The organism is Mesorhizobium neociceri (assembly GCF_013520985.1).
GTDB lineage: Bacteria > Pseudomonadota > Alphaproteobacteria > Rhizobiales > Rhizobiaceae > Mesorhizobium > Mesorhizobium neociceri.
Genome location: NZ_JACDTY010000007.1, coordinates 164,621 through 181,275 on the forward strand (window position 1 = coordinate 164,621; position 16,655 = coordinate 181,275).

Genomic DNA, 16,655 nt, shown 5'->3' on the forward strand with positions numbered 1-16,655 from the left:
CAAGCCAGATGTAGCGGCGGACAATCCCTACTGCAGCAGGCCCTTGACGATGCCGCTTGCCTTGCCGAAATCCATCTGGCCGGCATGTTTCTGCTTCAGCGCGGCGATCACCTTGCCCATGTCCTTCTGGCTGGCCGCACCCGTGGCTGCTATCGCTTCTCGCGCTGCCGCGATCACCGCGGCATCGTCCAGTTGCGTCGGCAGGAAGCCACGGATGATCTCCATCTCGCCGCGCTCCTGCGCCGCCAGTTCCGGCCGCTTGCCGTCCTCGAACGCCTTGGCCGATTCCTCGCGCTGCTTCACCATCTTGGCCAGGATCTGCAGGATCTCCTCGTCGCTGGCCGGCTCCTTGGCGGAGCCGCGATTGGCGATGTCGCGGTCGTGGATGGCAGCCTGGATGAGCCGCAGCGTCGACAGCCGGTGCTTGTCCTGCGCCTTCATCGCGCTCTTCAGGGATTCGGCGATTTTTGCGCGCATGATGCTTTCTCCTTCGAACGGCGCGGACAATAACCGTGGCGAACTCGTAAAGCAAACGCGCCAAGTCCCTGATATCGTTTGACGAAACAAATGCCCGCCGTTTTGGCCCGGCATCATTGACCGCTCTGGCGCCTTCCCCTATGTACTCGGCCTTGCATAAGACAATGAATTTACGCGCGCAGGCTCGAGAGATCGGCCGCGCCGTTTGCTGCGCAGATGGCCCGCCATCGAAGCGCGCAACCTGACAGGAGCGCCGCCATGGCCGAGATGACGCCCGCGTTGACCCCCGCCTGGGCAACCGAAAAGCCGACCGCCCTGCTGGTGCTGGCCGACGGCACCGTCATCGAAGGTCGCGGTCTCGGCGCCACCGGCTCCGCCGTTGCCGAAGTTTGCTTCAACACCGCGCTTACCGGCTACCAGGAAATCCTCACCGACCCGTCTTATGCCGGCCAGATCGTCACCTTCACCTTCCCGCATATCGGCAATATCGGCACCAATGACGAGGACATCGAGGACCTCAATCCGGTCGCTCGCGCCGGTGCCGTCGGTGCCGTGTTCAAGGCCGATGTCACCAACCCGTCCAACTACCGGGCCGGCACCGGGCTCGATCAATGGCTGAAGAAGCGCGGCATCGTCGCGCTCTCCGGCATCGACACCCGTGCGCTGACCGCGCTGATCCGCGAAAAGGGCATGCCCAACGCGGTCATCGCGCATGCGCCCGACGGCGTGTTCGACCTCGACGATTTGAAGCGTCGCGCCGCCGCCTGGTCCGGCCTGATCGGCCTCGACCTCGCCAAGGAAGTCACCTCAGGCCAGTCATCGGTCTGGCGCGAAACGCCCTGGGTGTGGAACGAAGGCTTTGGCGAACAGGCAGAACCGTCGATGCACGTCGTCGCCATCGACTATGGCGTCAAGCGCAACATATTGCGCCTGCTTTCCGGCCTCGGCGCCAAGGTCACCGTGGTTCCGGCCAGCACCGGTTCGGAAGAGATCCTCGCCATGCAGCCGGACGGTATCTTCCTCTCCAACGGTCCCGGCGATCCGGAAGCCACCGGCGACTATGCCGTGCCGGTGATCCAGGACCTGCTCAAGACCGACATCCCGGTGTTCGGCATTTGCCTCGGCCACCAGATGCTGGCGCTGGCCCTGGGCGGCAAGACCGCCAAGATGCATCAGGGCCATCACGGCGCCAACCACCCGGTCAAGGATCACACGACAGGCAAGGTCGAGATCGTCTCGATGAACCACGGCTTTGCCGTCGATGCCGACTCGCTGCCCGAAGGCGTCGAGGAAACCCATGTTTCGCTGTTCGACGGCTCGAACTGCGGCATCGCGCTCACGGGACGTCCGGTGTTCTCGGTCCAGCACCATCCCGAGGCCTCGCCAGGCCCGCAGGACTCGCACTATCTGTTCCGCCGCTTCGTCAACCTCATCCGCGAAAAGCGCGGCGAGGAACTGCTGGCCGAGCGGGCTTGATCCTACGCCACCGGCCGGCCTTCGCTCGCCTCCAGAATGGCGAACCACTGCTGGCGGTCGAGCACGATATCGAGTGCCTTGACCATGGCCGCCAGTCGCTCCGGCTTCATCGTGCCCAGCACCGGCACCAGCCGGGCCGGGTGGCGCAACAGCCAGGCAATGGCGATAGCGGCAAGATCGGCCACGCCGGTTTCCGCCGCAACGCTCGCAAGGGCTGCCCGCACACGCGCCTCGCGCGCCTCCTTGCCGGTGAACAGCGAGCCGCCGCCGAGCGGCGACCAGATCATCGGCGCGTAGGAAAGCCGTTGCGCGTGATCGAGGCTGCCGTCGGTCAGCGCATTGGTTTTCAGCACCGACATCTCGATCTGGTTGGTGGCGAGCGCAAACGGCAGCCGCGAGGCCAGAAGGTCGAACTGGGACGGCGTGAAGTTGGAGACGCCGACCGCCCTCACCTTGCCCGACTTGACCAGGCCGGCAAGAGCCGCGGCCGTCTCGTCGGCATCCATCAGCGGGTCGGGCCGGTGCAACAGCAACAGGTCGAGGTAGTCGGTGTGGAGATTGGCAAGCGAACGGTCGACCGACGCAACGATGTGGGCGGCGCTGGTGTCGTAGTGCTTCAGCCGGTTTTGTGGGCGATTGGCCGATGCCAGCATGATGTCGCATTTCGAAATCAACTCGATGCTGTCGCGTTTGCCCTTCCAGCGCAAAAGCCCCGTGCCGAACGCCGCTTCCACCTCGTAATTCCCATAGATATCGGCATGGTCGAAACTGGTCAGGCCAAGGTCGACTGCGCTACCGATCAGCCGGGCGACGGCATCGGCGTCCGGGCGCACTGCGCTGTCGAGCAGGCGCCAGGCGCCGAACACCAGGCGAGACAGCGACACGCCGTCCTTGCTCAGCTTTATGCGGCTGTCATGGCTCATACCTGTGCTCCATCTTCAGCGACGCCGGTGGCGGCGCTTCTCACCGCCGCCGGCCTGGCCACTTTCGTCACAAAGACGATGACTGCAAGGGTGAGGAAGCATGCGCCAACCAGATAGGGCGCGCCGCCGAACGTCACGGGCGCATTCGGCCCCGTGAACCAGGAAAAGATCGCGGTATAGAGCAGCGGCGTGATGATCGAGGTGATCGAGAAGATCGACGTCATCGCACCCTGCAATTCGCCCTGCGCCGAAGGCGGCACCTTGGCGGCGGCGAGGCTCCTCAGCGGTGGGTCGGCCAGCGCTTCGAGGCAGCCGACGACGATCACCGCATAGATCATCCAGCCTTGCGAGGCGAAGGCGTAGCCAAAGGCGCTGGCCGCGGTGAATGTCAGGCCGATGACCGCCGTCCTCCACTCGCCAAGCCTGGGGATCACGCGCGGCAGCACCGTCGCCATGACAATCGCTCCACACAGGCCGAAAGCGCCGAGCGAAAAGCCGATCTGCTGCTCGCTCCAGCCATAGCGGTAATTGGAGACGAACGACCACACCGCCGGATACATCATGTGGCCGAGCGTCATCAGGAAGAAGGCGAGCCCGATCCAGCCGATGCCCTGGTATTGGCGCATCTGCAGCAGCGTGCCGACGGGGTTGGCGCGTTTCCACTCGAAGCGACGGCGGTGCTTTTCCTCAAGCGTTTCCGGCAGGAAAAACAGCGCAATCAGAAAATTCACGAAGGCAAGACCGGCGGCGAAATAGAACGGCACGCGCGGCCCGAACGTGCCGAGCAGCCCGCCCAGCACCGGGCCGATGACGAAGCCGACGCCGAAGGCGATGCCGAGCAGGCCGAAATTCTTGGCCCGGTTGTCGTCGTTCGAGATGTCGGCGATGAACGCCGATGTCGTCGAATAACTGGCGCCCGAAATGCCGGCCAGCACACGGCCGATGAACAGCATCGGATAGGACCAGGCGATGGCGCAGATCAGATTGTCGATTGAGAAGGTGAGCACGGAGGCGAGAAGGATCGGCCGCCGCCCGAAGCGGTCGCTCAGCCCGCCCATGATCGGGGCGAAGAAGAACTGCATCGCGGCATAGACAAAGAACAGCCAGCCGCCCTCGATCGCCGCTTCGCTGATGCCGACGCCGGACAACTCCCTGAGAAAGGCGGGCAACACCGGCATGATCATGCCGAAGCCGATAATGTCGAGCAGCAGTGTGGTGAAGACGAGCGCAAGGCCCCGCCTGGCGGTTTTGGGGTCGATCATGATGGCGTCTGCTCCTGTGGTCGCCCGGGGGCGCAGGCGGACGCACCTTATAGGCGAGCCAGCCGTAAGGAACAATGAGGGAACAGGCAGGAACCGTTGATCCTGACATCCCCTGACGGCGTCTTTGCCGTCAGGTCTTTACCCGCAACCCACCTCTCAGAGCGGACCGCTCAGCGTGTTACAATCCGATAGCTTGCCGCTCTTGTAGCCGCGCGCCAGCCAAGTCTGCCGCTGCTGCGAGGTCCCGTGGTTGAAGCTTTCCGGCACGACATAGCCCTGCATCTTCTTCTGCAGCGTGTCGTCGCCGATCTGCTTGGCGGCGTTCAGCGCCTCTTCGATGTCGCCCTGTTCCAGAATGCCCTTCTGCGCGGTGAAATGTGCCCACACGCCGGCGAAGCAGTCTGCCTGCAATTCGATGCGCACCGACATCTGGTTGGCTTCCGCCTCGCCCATGGACTGACGCATCTGGTTGAACTTGGGCAGGATGCCGGTGAGGTTCTGCACATGGTGACCGACCTCATGCGCGATCACATAGGCCTGGGCGAAATCGCCTGAGGCGCCGAACTGCTGGTCGAGCTGCTGGAAGAAGGTAGTGTCGAGATAGACCTTGTGGTCGCCGGGACAATAGAACGGACCGGCGGCCGTGGAGGCGGAGCCGCAGGCAGAGCGGATCTGGCCGCTGAACAGCACCAGTTTCGGATCCTCGTATTTCAGGCCCTGTGACTGGAAGATGCCGGTCCAGGTCTCTTCGGTCTCCGCCAGCACCGTCGCCACGAACTGTTTCATCTCGTCGGAAGCAGGCGTGCCGGCTCCTTCGTCCTGGCCGCCGCTGTTGTCGGTGATCTGGCCGCCGCCCGGCAGCACGCCGCCGCTGTCGCCGCTGCCCAGGATCTGCGACGGGTCGAAGCCGAAATACCATCCGGCCAGCACCACGAGGATGACGAGCAAGATGCTGCCGCCGCCACCGGTACGGCCGCCGATCGGGACGCGGAACTGGCCGGGGCTGCCGCCGCCGAAACCGCCACCACCGCCGCTGTCGCTGCGCTCGTCCTCGACATTGTCACTCTGACGGCGGCCCTTCCAGAGCATGGCAACTCCCCGTGATGCAAATTTTCGGCGGACCCGGCCGATGTCATGGTCAGGTCCGACCCAACAAACAATTATCCGAATGGTTGCGCCAAGTCACAGTATTTTTCATGCGGGCGCCGTCGAGGGTTCGCGCTCTGGTCGAGGCGCCATAGGCACTGTAGAATCCGGTTCGAACGGGGGTATCAGGGGCTTGCGGACGATCGGCCGATTTCTGTTGCTGGCGGTGCTGCTGTGCCTCGGCCCGTGGCCGGCGCGCGCCGTAACGCTCGATTCCAGCGTCGCCGTAACTGATCCCGAGACATTGCAGGCGCTCGAGCGCGGCGGTCTTTCCATCAGCCGCCTGCTTGGCCCGGCGCTGGGCCTCACCCGCGAGGTCGACAATCGCGGCCTGTTTTCGGTGCGCGCGCTGACCCCGGTGCGCAACGCCGTCAAGCAGGAGATCGCCGACGAGCCCGCCGGCAGTCCCGATCCCTACGTCGCCGCGCTGGCGAAGACGAAGGATCCCAGCCAGAAATTCAACCCGAAATACATCGACGATGACGGCTCGACGCTCGACCTGACCGGCGTCGTCAACCGCATGGACCGCGGCTATCTCGGCCACACCGAATGCGGCGAGATCCGGCTGATCTACCGCTTCCATTATTCGGTGGCGGAGAAGCCGGCGAAGGGAAAGCCAATCGGGGGAAAGACTGGGCAACGCATCTCGTCGCGCCTGCCGCTGACCATGAGCCTGGTCTTCAACGCCAAGCCCGGCGAGGCTCGCGCCCGCGCTTCGAGAGACCGTCCAAGCGCCACCGCTGTCTCATGTGCCGATGTCGCCAAGCGCTGGCTGGCCGCCGGGCAAAAGGATCTTGCGCCCGATCAGCTTGCAGCCTGGCTGCGCTCCGATGAAGGTCCGCTGTCCAACGCCATGCTGAATTCATCACAGATCATGCGCCTCGAACTCAACATGCAGGTTCTCCGGCTGTCGGCCTCGAGCCGCCGCGACTTCGGCGGCCACGCCGAATATCTCCTGAAGATTTTCAAATGGGACCCGGCGACGTCCACCTTCCAGGAATCGAAGATGGAGAACCAGATCGACAGGAAGATCGTGCTGGCCGACCGTCCTGCCTTCGCCAAATGGCTGCTGACGGACCGCAACATCTACGACCTCGATCGCGGCCGGCTGGTGATCGACGACAAATTCCTGGCGACCAGCGCCATCTCGGTGGCGCCCGGCGGCATGGCCAGATCGCAAAACAACATCGCCTATGGGCTGCTCGACGACGCCGATATCGACAAGGCGCTGAAGGACTATGTCGCCAGGGGCAACGAGCTGCGCAGCGTGAAATCGGTGGCCGGATTCAATCTGCGCCTCAATGACATGACCTGCACCGGTTGCCACCAGACGCACGGCATTGCCGGCTTCCACTATACCGGCGCCGATCCGGCCAGCGAACCGCGCCGCAACGCCGTCTTCGTGCCGGGCTCGGCGGTGTTCTTCGCCGACCTGCCGCGCCGCCGCGCCATCGTCGAGGACTTCGCCGCCGGCGGCCATCCGGATTTCTCCCGCGGCTTCGCCGCTCGTCCTGATGCGAAATATGCCGAAGCGCTGAAAGGCACCGATCTCTACAATGGCTGGGGCTCGATCTGCTACAGCGGCGAGGACGCAAGCTTCAAGGACTGGAGCTGCAGCGCCGGCCTGCGCTGCGCCGGTGTCCATGAAAGCGCCATCCATCCGGGCTTCGGCACCTGCGTCAGCGAAGCCGGCACCCAGGTCGGCGATCCCGTCGAGTTCGGCGAGATCAAGATGTCGAAATGGGGCAGCGACCAATATTGCCGCCTGTCGCCGGCCACCGCAAAGGCGTGCGCCATCGATCCGGCGCGCGACAAGAAACCGCCGATAAAACTCGCCGGCTACGGTGCGGCGCGCCAGCGCTACGACAATCCCGAGCAGAAGACCGGCGGCTTTCCCGGCGGCATGCTGCGCAAGGCGAGCTGCGACAAGCTGCCCGACGAGGCGAGTTGCGGACGTCTGGCCAAGACCGGCTTCAACGACTGCATCGCCTCGGGCAAGGACCACAAATTCTGCACCAAGGAATTCACCAAGACCGCCGGCCTGCGCGCCTGCGACAAGGCGCATCCTTGCCGCGAGGACTATATCTGCACCGCCGGCTATGACGACCTGGCCGAGGCCAAGCCCGGCAAGGGCACCTGCATTCCGCCGTACTTCATCTTCCAGTTCCGCGTCGATGGCCATCCGCGCAGCTGGGTGCAGGATGTGAGCGAAGAATAATCTGTGCGTTGGCGCTTGCGGCCGAGAACTCAGCTCTTCTGCTTGGCGCCGGCGCTTTTGCCATCCGAACTTCTGGAGCGTTCCTCGAAACGCGCGGCGCCCTTCTTCAGCGCCCGGCCGGTTTCGGCCTCGGTCTTGCGCTCGTCCTTGGCGGCTGCCTGCTTCAATCCCCTGGCGGCCTGCTTGCCCTTCGCGGTCGGTGCCTGTTCAACGCCCATGGTTTTCCTCCCTTGGCGCGCAACAATCGCGCGCGACGTCAGGAGCAACGAGCCTGAGGTGCGGAGGTTCCGGCGGACTTTGGTCCGAGGCTCGCAAGCCTCAACGTGGCGCGATCATCGCCTTGCGAAATGCTTCCAGCGTCTCGGCGCTGACATGGTGCTCGATGCCTTCGGCATCGATGCGCGCCGTTTCGGCGCTGACACCGAGCGAGCGCAAAAAGGCTTCCACCGTCTGGTGGCGAATGCGGCTCTCCTCCGCCACCTTGCGGCCGGCATCGGTGAGGAACACGCCACGATAGGGTTTGCGGGAGACGAGCCCGTCGGCGCACAGCCTGGTCAGCATCTTGGCCACCGTCGGCTGGGCGACGCCGAGCCTCGCCGCGATATCGACCTGACGCGCCTCGTTGCCGTCCTCGATCAGGTCGGCGATCAGCTCGACATAATCCTCGACCAGCGCGCTGCGGCGCGCTTCGCGCGTGTGCCGGAAGCCTTCGGAATGAACATCGGCATCCGGAAGCGGCTCTTCGCGTCGAACCGGTTTGTGCTTCAGCGCCAATACGTGTTCCCTCTTGGCTTTCGACAAATCAATCGCCCTTTGCCATTCATAGCACGGGCTTAACTGTTCCAGCCGTTTATTTGCATTCCATGGCAGGCGCAACCGGCGTTTGCGATCACCCCCTGCGCGTCCATCGTCTACCCCGCAAGAAGCATATACAATGAAATATAGCCTATTGCATAATGTTGAGCCCTGGCATAGATAGGATGACAGATACCAATCCCTTCAGTGGAAAGCCTACCATGTCCGAAGCCGACGCAACCGTGGGATCAGCCTGGCGATTTGACAGGCCGGAAGACAATCCGCCCAGTCTGCGTGAGGTGAATTCCACGATCGCGGTGCCGCAATCCGGCGTCTGGTTCCGCCGTCTGTTCGCCTTCATGGGGCCGGGCTACATGGTTTCGGTCGGCTATATGGACCCGGGCAACTGGGCAACCGACCTCGCCGGTGGCGCCCAGTTCGGCTACACGCTTTTGTTTATCATCATGCTGTCGAACCTGATGGCGATCCTGCTGCAGGCGCTCGCCGCCCGGCTTGGCATCGCCACCGGCCGCGACCTCGCTCAGGCTTGCCGAGCCTACTATCCGCGCCCCGTCAGTTTCGTGCTGTGGATCGCCTGCGAACTCGCGATCATCGCTTGCGACCTCGCCGAAGTGATCGGCACGGCGATTGCGCTGCAGCTTCTGTTCGGCATTCCGCTGATCGGCGGCGCCATGCTGACGGCGCTCGACGCTTTCATCGTGCTTTTGTTGATGAACAAGGGGTTCCGCTATCTCGAAGCCTTCGTCATCGCGCTTCTGATCATCATCTTCGGCTGTTTCGCCATCCAGATCTTTGCCGCCGCGCCGCCGGTCGGCTCGATCCTGCATTCGATGTTCGTGCCGTCGACGCAGATCGTCACCAACCCGGCGATGCTCTACATCGCCATCGGCATCATCGGCGCCACGGTCATGCCGCACAATCTGTACTTGCACTCCTCGATCGTGCAGACGCGCGCCTACGAGCGGACCGAAAAGGGCAAGCGCGATGCCATCAAATGGGCCACGACCGACTCGACCATCGCACTCGTCCTGGCGCTGTTCGTCAACGCTTCCATCCTGATCGTCTCGGCCGTCGCCTTCCACGGCACCGGCCACCAGGACGTCGCGGAGATCGGCCAGGCCTTCGAACTCCTCTCGCCGCTGCTTGGCCTCGGCATCGCCTCGATCCTGTTTGCGGTGGCGCTGCTAGCCTCGGGCCTCAATTCGACGGTGACGGCCACACTGGCCGGCCAGATCGTCATGGAAGGCTTTTTGCGCCTGCGCATTCCACAATGGGCGCGCCGGCTGCTGACGCGCGGCATCGCCATCGTTCCGGTCGTGATCGTCACCGCGCTCTACGGCGAAAAGGGCACCGGCCAGCTGCTGGTCTTCAGCCAGGTAATCCTGTCGATGCAGCTGCCCTTCGCGGTCATCCCGCTGGTGCAGTTCGTCTCCGACAAGGAGAAGATGGGCAACCTTGCCATTCCGCGTAGCGTCGCGGCCCTTGCCTGGGTGGTCGCCGCCATCATCCTGGTGCTCAACTTCAAGCTGCTCTACGACACCGTCTTCGGCGTCGGCTGAATTTCCCCTTACAACCGCGACAAACCGGCAGTTCGCGCTATCTTGTAGCGCACCATGACTAAGGTCGAAGACGCCAGGAAATTCTATGCACAGCTGATGGCGGCCAGTGCCGGCTCGGCCGATCCGCGTCTCGAAGAGGCGTTCGCCACGGTGCCGCGCGAGGCCTTCCTCGGTCCCGGACCTTGGACAGTCGTCGCCGGCAGGGCGCTCATCACAGGCAACGGCCGGATCATGACGCCGAGCGCCGATCCGGTTCACATCTATCAGGATGTGCTGGTGGCGCTCGATGCCGACAAGGGCATCAACAATGGCGAGCCCTCGCTGCACGCCATGTGGATCGGCAGGATTGCCCCGAGACCGGGTGAGGCCGTCACCCATGTCGGCGCCGGCACCGGCTACTACACCGCCTTGCTGGCCCGCCTGGTTTCGCCGGGCCGGGTGACCGCCTTCGAACTGGAGGCCGATCTTGCTGCCAGAGCGACAATGAACCTCGAAACCTATGACAATGTGAGCGTCGTCCATGGCGATGCGGTCACAAGCGACCTGCCGCCTTCCGACATCATCTATGTCAACGCCGGTGTTGTGGCGCCGCCGGTTGCCTGGCTGCGAGTGCTGAAGCCCGGCGGCCGCATGATCTTTCCCTGGCGTCCGTCCCCGAGCGTCGGTCTGGCCGTGATGGTGACCCGCACCGACAAAGGCTTTGCCTGCGACCCGTTCATGCGATCATGGTTTATCCCTTGCGTTGGCGCTTCAGTGGCTAGGTCAGCGGCGAAAATTCCTGACCTCAAGAGAGCGGCGAGCAGCCGTTCTATCTGGCTGACTTCGGACAGGGTGCCCGACAGCACCGCCACCGCTGTCATCGGCGACCTCTGGTTTTCGTCGCAGGCTCCTGGCAGCGGGCGAAAGCAGCTATAGGTATCGTTCATCAAGGCGCGGTGGAAATTATTGCCGTCGCCCGTCGGACGGATGCCGGCCCATCCGTCCTTGGATCTGAAGTCCGTCCCCGACGGCGCGGACCAAAAGAGAAGGAAAAATCCAATGAGGAAGATCATCGCCGCCACCTTCGTCAGCCTCGACGGCGTCATGCAAGCGCCAGGTGGTCCGGAAGAGGATCCGGTTGGCGGCTTCGAGTTCGGCGGCTGGACCTTCCACTACTTTGACGAGGTGGCGGGCGTGGCAATGGATGAGCTGTTCTCCAAACCCTTCGCCCTGCTGCTCGGCCGCAGAACCTACGACATCTTCGCCGCGTACTGGCCGTATCAGAAAGATCCGATCGGAGATGCCTTCAACCCTGCGACCAAATATGTGGCGACGCATCGGCCTGACACACTCACCTGGGAAAATACGCAATGGCTTGGGGAAGATATCGTCGCGGCGTTGCGCCGCCTCAGCCAGGAGGATGGGCCTGACCTGCTCATCCAGGGTTCGGGCGAGCTGATCCAGACCTTGCTGGCCAACGGGCTGATCGACGAGATCCGGCTGATGATCTTCCCGCTGCTGCTGGGCAAGGGCAAGCGGCTGTTCGATGGCGGCGCGATGCCGGCCGCCTTCAAGCTCGTGAAGTCGCAGGCCACCACCACCGGCGTCATCATGGCGACCTACGAACGCGCGGGCGAAATCAAGGTCGGATCGTTCGCCACGCAGGATCCGTCCGACGCCGAGCTCGAGCGGCGCAAGAACTGGAAGTGATCGGACTTGGCGCCAAGCTGGAACACCCCTCATCCGACCGAGCTTCGCTCGGCCACCTTCTCCCACAAGGGGAGAAGGTGGAGCCTGGCCCACGCGGCTAAGCCAATCTCCAGCGTTTGCAATTAGCGGTGACATGGGTGCGCCTCTTCCTTCTCCCCTTGTGGGAGAAGGTGGATCGGCGCGAAGCGCCGAGACGGATGAGGGGTGCTCCAGCGAAGTGCGACTTTCAAGCCGCCACGGCCCGCCGTGCCAGCCCATCCCTGATATACCGTGCAAACTCCTGCGCGGCCGGCGCCGCGCCAAACCTTGGCAGATGCAGGTTGATCGAAAAATTCGGCAGCGGCGGCAGCCCGGTATCGAAGGGCAGAATGTCGAGGTCGGCCGGCACAGTGGAGGCGAGCCATGCTGTGACGGCGAGGTCGGAGCGCACCGTCGCGGTCGTCGCGTCGATGTTGCCGTTTTCGAACACGGTGCGCCATTCCAAACCATGCTCGTTCAACGCCGACAGCACCACCGGGCGGAAAGCGCAGGTGTCGGCGACGATCGACACCGGCAGCGGCCGCTTGGCGCGGGCGACGCCGCCCTTGGCTCCGACCCAGACCAGCCGGTCGATGGCAAGGCATTCACCGGCCGACGGGCCGACCCGTTCCTCGATGACCGCGAGATCGATGGTGCCGGCTGCAAGGGCAGCAGTGAGGTCCGGCGAGGCGGCGCAGAGCAGTGAAATCTCGACCTGCGGATAGGTCTCGGCATAGGCCTTTAGCACCGGCGCCAGCAAGGTGCCGACAAGGTCGTAGGGCACACCGAGCCGCACCTGGCCGGCGACCTCGGTGCCCGCCATCTCGGCCCAGATCTCGTCATTGAGGCCAAGCAGCCGCTTTGCCTTGCCGAACAGTCGCTCGCCGGGCCGTGTCAGCCGCAAGCCCCGCCGGTCGCGCTCGAACAGGCTGCAGCCCAGCGCCTCCTCCAGCCGTTTGACCTGCTGGCTGACGGCGCCTTGCGTCAGGTGCAGCGCGTTCGCCGCAACCGTCATGCTGGCCTTGTCGGCGACGGTGACGAAGGTACGGATCAGAGCCATGTCGAGGTTTCGGATCATGCCCAGCATTATATCTGCTAATGTCAGACATCGCAAACATTGCATTTACTGAAGCAGGCGGGAGTCTACCATGGGCGCCTCCGATGAAGGACGCACCATGCTCCAGCCCATCCTGCCGCTCATCCTGTTTGCCTTCGTGGCCACTGCCACACCCGGCATCGCCACCACTTTGTCCACCGCCTCGGGCGCGCAGTTCGGCTTTCGCCGCTCTGTTCCCCTGATGGCCGGCAGTGCCGCCGGCCTTGCCACGGTGACCGGGGCTGCTGCCGCCGGGCTCGCCGGCCTGCTGCTGGCCATGCCGTCGCTGCAGCTGGCGATGAAGATCATCGGCTCGCTCTATCTGATCTGGCTGGCGATCAAGATCGGCCGCGCCGGGCCACCCAATCTCGATGTGACGATGGCCAAGCCCAACTCCTTCTTCGGCGGCGCCGGCATTCAGTGGATGAACCCGAAGGGTTGGGCGATGGGCCTGGGTGCCGCGGCCTCTTTCGCGGCCCTCGCCGACGGACCGGGACAACTCGCCCTGCTGCTCGGCTCGACCTTCGGCCTCACCGCCGCCATCTCGCTGTCCGTCTGGTGCGTGGCGGGCATGGTGCTGGCGCGGCTGCTCAAGACCGAATGGCAATGGCGCGCGCTCAACATCGTGCTGGCGCTGGTGCTGGCGGCGTCGATCATTCCGATGTGGCGGACGGCGTAGGCGCCGACCGCCACATCCAGCCCTCAAGCTGCGTAACGGGCGGCCGGCTTGTCGGCGTGCAGGCTGCCGTAGAAGGCTTGCCTTGCACCGAGGAAGGTGTCGATCTTGGCGGCATCGGCCAGCGCCGGCACGGTGACGGCTTCGCCCCTGGCGAGACCGACAAGGGCGGCGTCGACCATATCGTCGGCGCTCATGATGATTTCCTTCGGCAGCTGGTCGATATCGCTGCCGGCAAGTTCCCAGAAATCGGTGCGGGTCGCGCCCGGCAGCACCGCCTGCACCTTCACATTGGTGCCGGCGACCTCGCGGTGCAGCCCCTCGGTGAAGTTGACGACATAGGCCTTGGTGCCGCTGTAGATGCCGCCGAACGAGGTCTCATAGGCAAGCACCGAAGCGATGTTGACGATGGCGCCGCGGTTGCGCGCCAGAAGCCCCGGCAGCACGGCGCGGGTCAGACGGGTCAAGGCAATGACGTTGACCTTGATCATGCGCTCGGCCTCGTCGGCGTCGGCGGTTGCCACCACCTGCTGGCCGCCGATACCGGCATTGTTGACCAGCAGCGTCACGCTGTCGTCGGCAGAAATGGCCTTTTCCACGCGGCGCACATCATTGTCGTCGGCGAGATCGGCGGCGATCACGCTGACCTTGCGCTTGTAGGCATAACGCAGCTTTTCAGCCAGTTCCTCGAGCCGGTCGGCGCGCCGCGCCACCAGCACCAGATCATAGCCCTGCCCTGCCAGCCGGTCGGCATAGACAGCACCTATGCCGGCCGATGCGCCGGTGATGACCGCGGTACCCTTGTTGTCCTGTCCACTCATTGTCGTGTTCCTTTTCGCTGCCCTGCGAGACGGAAATCTCCAGTCCCGCCGCCTGATTTCCAATTAGTGGCATATACCACTATCTGGGAAATAGGTATATGCCACTATCTTGTCAACGGAGGCGGCAGAAACTATTTCTGCGGCAGGCCGGCAGACGCTTTTTGCCGGCGAGGAGTCGTGATGGACAAGACTGCGATGCCGGGCTTCAGCCCTTGCAACAATGCAACGCTGCGGCGCGCCGCGCGCAAGCTCAGCCGCTTCTATGACGATGTGATCGCGCCTTCGGGCCTGAAGGGCACGCAATATGGCCTGCTCTACCAGATCCATGTCGGCAGCGAGCCGGCGATGGGCACGATTGCAGAAGAGATGGTTATGGATCTGTCGGCGCTCGGCCACACGCTGAAGCCGCTGATCCGCGACTTCTATGTCGAGACTTTCGCCGACAAGGACGATCGCCGCGTCAAGCGGGTGCGGCTGACACCCCAAGGCCTCGCCAAACTCGAGGAGACGACGAAATTGTGGAGCTTTGCCCAGCAGCGGTTCGAGGCGCTGGTCGGCCAGCAACGAGCGGCGGATCTGCGCGCCATGCTCGACGAAGTCGCGGCGCTGGACTACGAAGTGCCGCCGGCCGCCCCTTCAAGCTGAAAGAGCGGCCGGCAAGCAAATCTCGAAAAGCAATTCCAGGAAAAGTGTTGGGCGGTTTTTCCGTCCGGAATTGCGTCAAACTAGTAGTTCTACTCCGCCGGCACGGCGGCCAGCCGGGCCGCCCAGCGGCCGGCCAGCACCACGCCAAGCCCGATCAGCGGGAAGATGGCGGCGATGAGGCCGAGGTCGGCCGGCACGCCGTAGCGCAGCACGGCGCCGCCGACCACAGCTCCCAGCGCCACACCGAGATAGAGCGCCGAGGCGTTGAGCGACAGCACGATCGGGGCGGCATCGGGCGCCAGCTTGATGATCCGGCTGGCCTGCGCCGGCGGGAATGCCCAGCCGACCATGCCCCACGGCACCATCATGGCCATCAACACCGGCCCGGCGAGATGCTGCGGCAGGAAGGTCGGCACGACCGAGAGCATGACCAGCATGGCGGCGCTCAGCGCCAGCGACCAGCCGACGGTGCGCGTCGCGCCGAACCGGTCGGCCGCCTGGCCGCCGGCGATGTTGCCGATGACGGCGCCGACGCCGAAGGCGAGCAGCATGCCGGGCAGTGCCAGCGGGCTCAAGCCGCCGCTCTGGATGGCCAGCGGTGCGATATAGGAAAACACCGAAAAGGCGCCGATCAGGGCGAGCGCCGTGGTCAACAGGATCGGCATGACACCGGGGCGCAGCGCCGCGGCCAGCCGCCGCTTCAGCGGCAGCCTGGTGCCGACAATGCCGCGCGGCAGCCGGTACCACAGGATCGCGCCGACCAGCGCGCCGAGCCCGGCAATGGCAAAGAAGGTGCCGCGCCAGCCGGCGATCGTCGCGACCAGCGCGCCGAGCGGTGCGCCGAGCGCAACCGCCACGGTGGTGCCGCCGACGACGACTGCAATGGCGCGCGCCCGGTGATGGTCATCGACCAGCGCCACCGCCGTGCCTTGCGCGGTCGCGGCAAACAGCCCCGACGACAGCGCCATGATGATGCGGGCTATGAGCAGCAGTTCGAAGGACGAGCTGAGCGCCGCCACCAGATTACCGATGACGAAGAACACCAGCGTCCACAGAATGACGCGGCGCCGGTCCCATTCACCGGTCAGCGTCGCCAGGATCGGCGTGCCGATCGCATAAGCGAGCGCAAAGGCGGTGATCAGCGTGCCGGCGAGCGGAATCGAAATGCCGGCATCGCCGGCGATATCGGGCAAAAGGCTGGAAATGACAAAGCCTTCGGTCGAGATCGTGAACGATCCGAGCGCAAGCCAGAAGAGGCGCTTGTCCATTGGGGTGTCCTTAGTTCAAAAGTTATTGAACAATTGGACATAACAGGGCATGATGTCAATGAAGATGGCCAAAAATAGCTGAAGCCTGCTGACAGCCCTGTGTCAGGACAGCCGGTAGCCTCGATCGCGAAACGGAGAAACACTGTGTATGCGCCGGACAAGATGGACGCGTTGAAATCGCCACCGACTGTGCTTAGTTTCGGGCCATGACCTTGCCGCACCCCAATACAGACCAGATCAGCCTGCCGATCGTGCTCGCCGTGCTTGGCGACCCGACCAGGCTCGCCATCGTGCGCTATCTCGCGAGCAAGGAAGGCGTGGCGCTGAACTGCAGCCAGTTCCTCGATCTCGGCTCGAAGACCAATCTCAGCTATCACCTCGCCAAACTGCGCGAAGCCGGCGTCACCCGCGCCGAAGTGGTCGGCACCAACCGGATGATCACGCTGCGCCGCACCGATCTCGACGCCCGCTTCCCCGGCCTGCTCGACAGCGTCATCGCCGCGGCTGGCGACGACCCTGCCCTGCCCGCGGTCGGCGGCCACGACATCGAAGTGCCGGCCTAGCT

At 64.3% G+C, this 16,655-nt stretch carries 17 protein-coding genes; 8 read left to right on the plus strand and 9 right to left on the minus strand.

Going from position 1 to position 16,655, the window contains the following annotated elements; all coding sequences use genetic code 11:
* Positions 1 to 27: 27 nt before the first annotated feature.
* On the minus strand, positions 28 to 477 hold the full coding sequence (locus H0241_RS16360; RefSeq protein ID WP_181058693.1) for a GatB/YqeY domain-containing protein: 450 nt from the start codon (positions 475 to 477) through the stop codon (positions 28 to 30).
* 258 nt (positions 478 to 735) lie between these two features.
* Here H0241_RS16360 and carA point away from each other — a divergent pair, with 258 nt between their 5' ends.
* Entirely contained in the window at positions 736 to 1,953 is a 1,218-nt protein-coding gene (gene carA / locus H0241_RS16365) for a glutamine-hydrolyzing carbamoyl-phosphate synthase small subunit (RefSeq protein ID WP_181058694.1), read from the plus strand.
* 2 nt (positions 1,954 to 1,955) lie between these two features.
* Here the strand turns inward: carA and H0241_RS16370 are convergent, their stop codons facing one another.
* The 3 genes from H0241_RS16370 to ypfJ all read right to left on the minus strand — a co-directional run bounded on the left by H0241_RS16370 (position 1,956) and on the right by ypfJ (position 5,227).
* On the minus strand, positions 1,956 to 2,876 hold the full coding sequence (locus tag H0241_RS16370) for an aldo/keto reductase (protein WP_181058695.1): 921 nt from the start codon (positions 2,874 to 2,876) through the stop codon (positions 1,956 to 1,958).
* Positions 2,873 to 4,138, minus strand: coding sequence for a TCR/Tet family MFS transporter (locus tag H0241_RS16375; protein WP_181058696.1), 1,266 nt, complete (start codon positions 4,136 to 4,138; stop codon positions 2,873 to 2,875). Before H0241_RS16375 ends, H0241_RS16370 begins: the two co-directional genes overlap by 4 nt.
* 156 nt (positions 4,139 to 4,294) lie before the next feature.
* Positions 4,295 to 5,227 carry a KPN_02809 family neutral zinc metallopeptidase gene (ypfJ, locus tag H0241_RS16380; protein WP_181058697.1) on the minus strand — a complete coding sequence of 311 codons (933 nt, stop codon included), beginning with the start codon at positions 5,225 to 5,227 and terminating at the stop codon, positions 4,295 to 4,297.
* Positions 5,228 to 5,417: 190 nt separating this feature from the next.
* Between ypfJ and H0241_RS16385 the strand changes: the two genes are divergently transcribed.
* The gene (locus H0241_RS16385) at positions 5,418 to 7,502 is read left to right on the plus strand and encodes a hypothetical protein (RefSeq protein WP_181058698.1); all 2,085 of its coding nucleotides are present in this window, start codon (positions 5,418 to 5,420) and stop codon (positions 7,500 to 7,502) included.
* Positions 7,503 to 7,531: 29 nt separating this feature from the next.
* Here the strand turns inward: H0241_RS16385 and H0241_RS16390 are convergent, their stop codons facing one another.
* Positions 7,532 to 7,720 (minus strand): hypothetical protein, encoded by a 189-nt coding sequence (locus H0241_RS16390; protein ID WP_181058699.1) that lies wholly within the window; start codon positions 7,718 to 7,720, stop codon positions 7,532 to 7,534.
* Between the two features lie 100 nt (positions 7,721 to 7,820).
* Positions 7,821 to 8,276: a manganese-binding transcriptional regulator MntR gene (gene mntR, locus H0241_RS16395; RefSeq protein WP_181058845.1), complete on the minus strand. Its 456-nt coding sequence runs from the start codon at positions 8,274 to 8,276 to the stop codon at positions 7,821 to 7,823.
* Between the two features lie 242 nt (positions 8,277 to 8,518).
* Here mntR and H0241_RS16400 point away from each other — a divergent pair, with 242 nt between their 5' ends.
* The 3 genes from H0241_RS16400 (at position 8,519) to H0241_RS16410 (ending at position 11,566) form a co-directional block, all read left to right on the plus strand.
* On the plus strand, positions 8,519 to 9,877 hold the full coding sequence (locus tag H0241_RS16400; RefSeq protein ID WP_181058700.1) for an Nramp family divalent metal transporter: 1,359 nt from the start codon (positions 8,519 to 8,521) through the stop codon (positions 9,875 to 9,877).
* Between the two features lie 54 nt (positions 9,878 to 9,931).
* Positions 9,932 to 10,792, plus strand: a complete 861-nt coding sequence (locus tag H0241_RS16405; protein ID WP_181058701.1) for a protein-L-isoaspartate O-methyltransferase family protein — start codon at positions 9,932 to 9,934, stop codon at positions 10,790 to 10,792.
* A 123-nt stretch (positions 10,793 to 10,915) separates the two neighbouring features.
* On the plus strand, positions 10,916 to 11,566 hold the full coding sequence (locus H0241_RS16410) for a dihydrofolate reductase family protein (protein ID WP_181058846.1): 651 nt from the start codon (positions 10,916 to 10,918) through the stop codon (positions 11,564 to 11,566).
* 226 nt (positions 11,567 to 11,792) lie between these two features.
* On the opposite strand, the gene H0241_RS16415 is transcribed toward H0241_RS16410, so the two are convergent.
* A complete protein-coding gene (locus tag H0241_RS16415; RefSeq protein WP_181058847.1) occupies positions 11,793 to 12,662 on the minus strand; it encodes a LysR substrate-binding domain-containing protein in 870 nt (289 codons plus the stop codon).
* A gap of 97 nt (positions 12,663 to 12,759) precedes the next feature.
* On the opposite strand from H0241_RS16415, the gene H0241_RS16420 reads away from it, so the two are divergent.
* Positions 12,760 to 13,359: a LysE family translocator gene (locus tag H0241_RS16420; RefSeq protein ID WP_181058848.1), complete on the plus strand. Its 600-nt coding sequence runs from the start codon at positions 12,760 to 12,762 to the stop codon at positions 13,357 to 13,359.
* Positions 13,360 to 13,382: 23 nt separating this feature from the next.
* Here H0241_RS16420 and H0241_RS16425 read toward each other — a convergent pair whose 3' ends face one another.
* Positions 13,383 to 14,177 (minus strand): SDR family NAD(P)-dependent oxidoreductase, encoded by a 795-nt coding sequence (locus H0241_RS16425; RefSeq protein ID WP_181058702.1) that lies wholly within the window; start codon positions 14,175 to 14,177, stop codon positions 13,383 to 13,385.
* A 180-nt stretch (positions 14,178 to 14,357) separates the two neighbouring features.
* On the opposite strand from H0241_RS16425, the gene H0241_RS16430 reads away from it, so the two are divergent.
* Positions 14,358 to 14,822 carry a MarR family winged helix-turn-helix transcriptional regulator gene (locus H0241_RS16430; protein WP_181058703.1) on the plus strand — a complete coding sequence of 155 codons (465 nt, stop codon included), beginning with the start codon at positions 14,358 to 14,360 and terminating at the stop codon, positions 14,820 to 14,822.
* An 89-nt stretch (positions 14,823 to 14,911) separates the two neighbouring features.
* Here the strand turns inward: H0241_RS16430 and H0241_RS16435 are convergent, their stop codons facing one another.
* A complete protein-coding gene (locus H0241_RS16435; RefSeq protein WP_181058704.1) occupies positions 14,912 to 16,090 on the minus strand; it encodes an MFS transporter in 1,179 nt (392 codons plus the stop codon).
* A gap of 206 nt (positions 16,091 to 16,296) precedes the next feature.
* Here H0241_RS16435 and H0241_RS16440 point away from each other — a divergent pair, with 206 nt between their 5' ends.
* Entirely contained in the window at positions 16,297 to 16,653 is a 357-nt protein-coding gene (locus H0241_RS16440) for an ArsR/SmtB family transcription factor (RefSeq protein WP_181058705.1), read from the plus strand.
* Positions 16,654 to 16,655 lie beyond the last annotated feature (2 nt).

Coding starts and splice junctions, on each gene's coding strand:
- H0241_RS16360 (WP_181058693.1), bottom strand. CDS start 477: ATGCGCGCAAAAATCGCCGAATCCCTGAAGAGCGCGATGAAGGCGCAG.
- carA (WP_181058694.1), top strand. CDS start 736: ATGGCCGAGATGACGCCCGCGTTGACCCCCGCCTGGGCAACCGAAAAG.
- H0241_RS16370 (WP_181058695.1), bottom strand. CDS start 2,876: ATGAGCCATGACAGCCGCATAAAGCTGAGCAAGGACGGCGTGTCGCTG.
- H0241_RS16375 (WP_181058696.1), bottom strand. CDS start 4,138: ATGATCGACCCCAAAACCGCCAGGCGGGGCCTTGCGCTCGTCTTCACC.
- ypfJ (WP_181058697.1), bottom strand. CDS start 5,227: ATGCTCTGGAAGGGCCGCCGTCAGAGTGACAATGTCGAGGACGAGCGC.
- H0241_RS16390 (WP_181058699.1), bottom strand. CDS start 7,720: ATGGGCGTTGAACAGGCACCGACCGCGAAGGGCAAGCAGGCCGCCAGG.
- H0241_RS16400 (WP_181058700.1), top strand. CDS start 8,519: ATGTCCGAAGCCGACGCAACCGTGGGATCAGCCTGGCGATTTGACAGG.
- H0241_RS16405 (WP_181058701.1), top strand. CDS start 9,932: ATGACTAAGGTCGAAGACGCCAGGAAATTCTATGCACAGCTGATGGCG.
- H0241_RS16410 (WP_181058846.1), top strand. CDS start 10,916: ATGAGGAAGATCATCGCCGCCACCTTCGTCAGCCTCGACGGCGTCATG.
- H0241_RS16415 (WP_181058847.1), bottom strand. CDS start 12,662: ATGATCCGAAACCTCGACATGGCTCTGATCCGTACCTTCGTCACCGTC.
- H0241_RS16420 (WP_181058848.1), top strand. CDS start 12,760: ATGCTCCAGCCCATCCTGCCGCTCATCCTGTTTGCCTTCGTGGCCACT.
- H0241_RS16425 (WP_181058702.1), bottom strand. CDS start 14,177: ATGAGTGGACAGGACAACAAGGGTACCGCGGTCATCACCGGCGCATCG.
- H0241_RS16430 (WP_181058703.1), top strand. CDS start 14,358: ATGGACAAGACTGCGATGCCGGGCTTCAGCCCTTGCAACAATGCAACG.
- H0241_RS16435 (WP_181058704.1), bottom strand. CDS start 16,090: ATGGACAAGCGCCTCTTCTGGCTTGCGCTCGGATCGTTCACGATCTCG.
- H0241_RS16440 (WP_181058705.1), top strand. CDS start 16,297: ATGACCTTGCCGCACCCCAATACAGACCAGATCAGCCTGCCGATCGTG.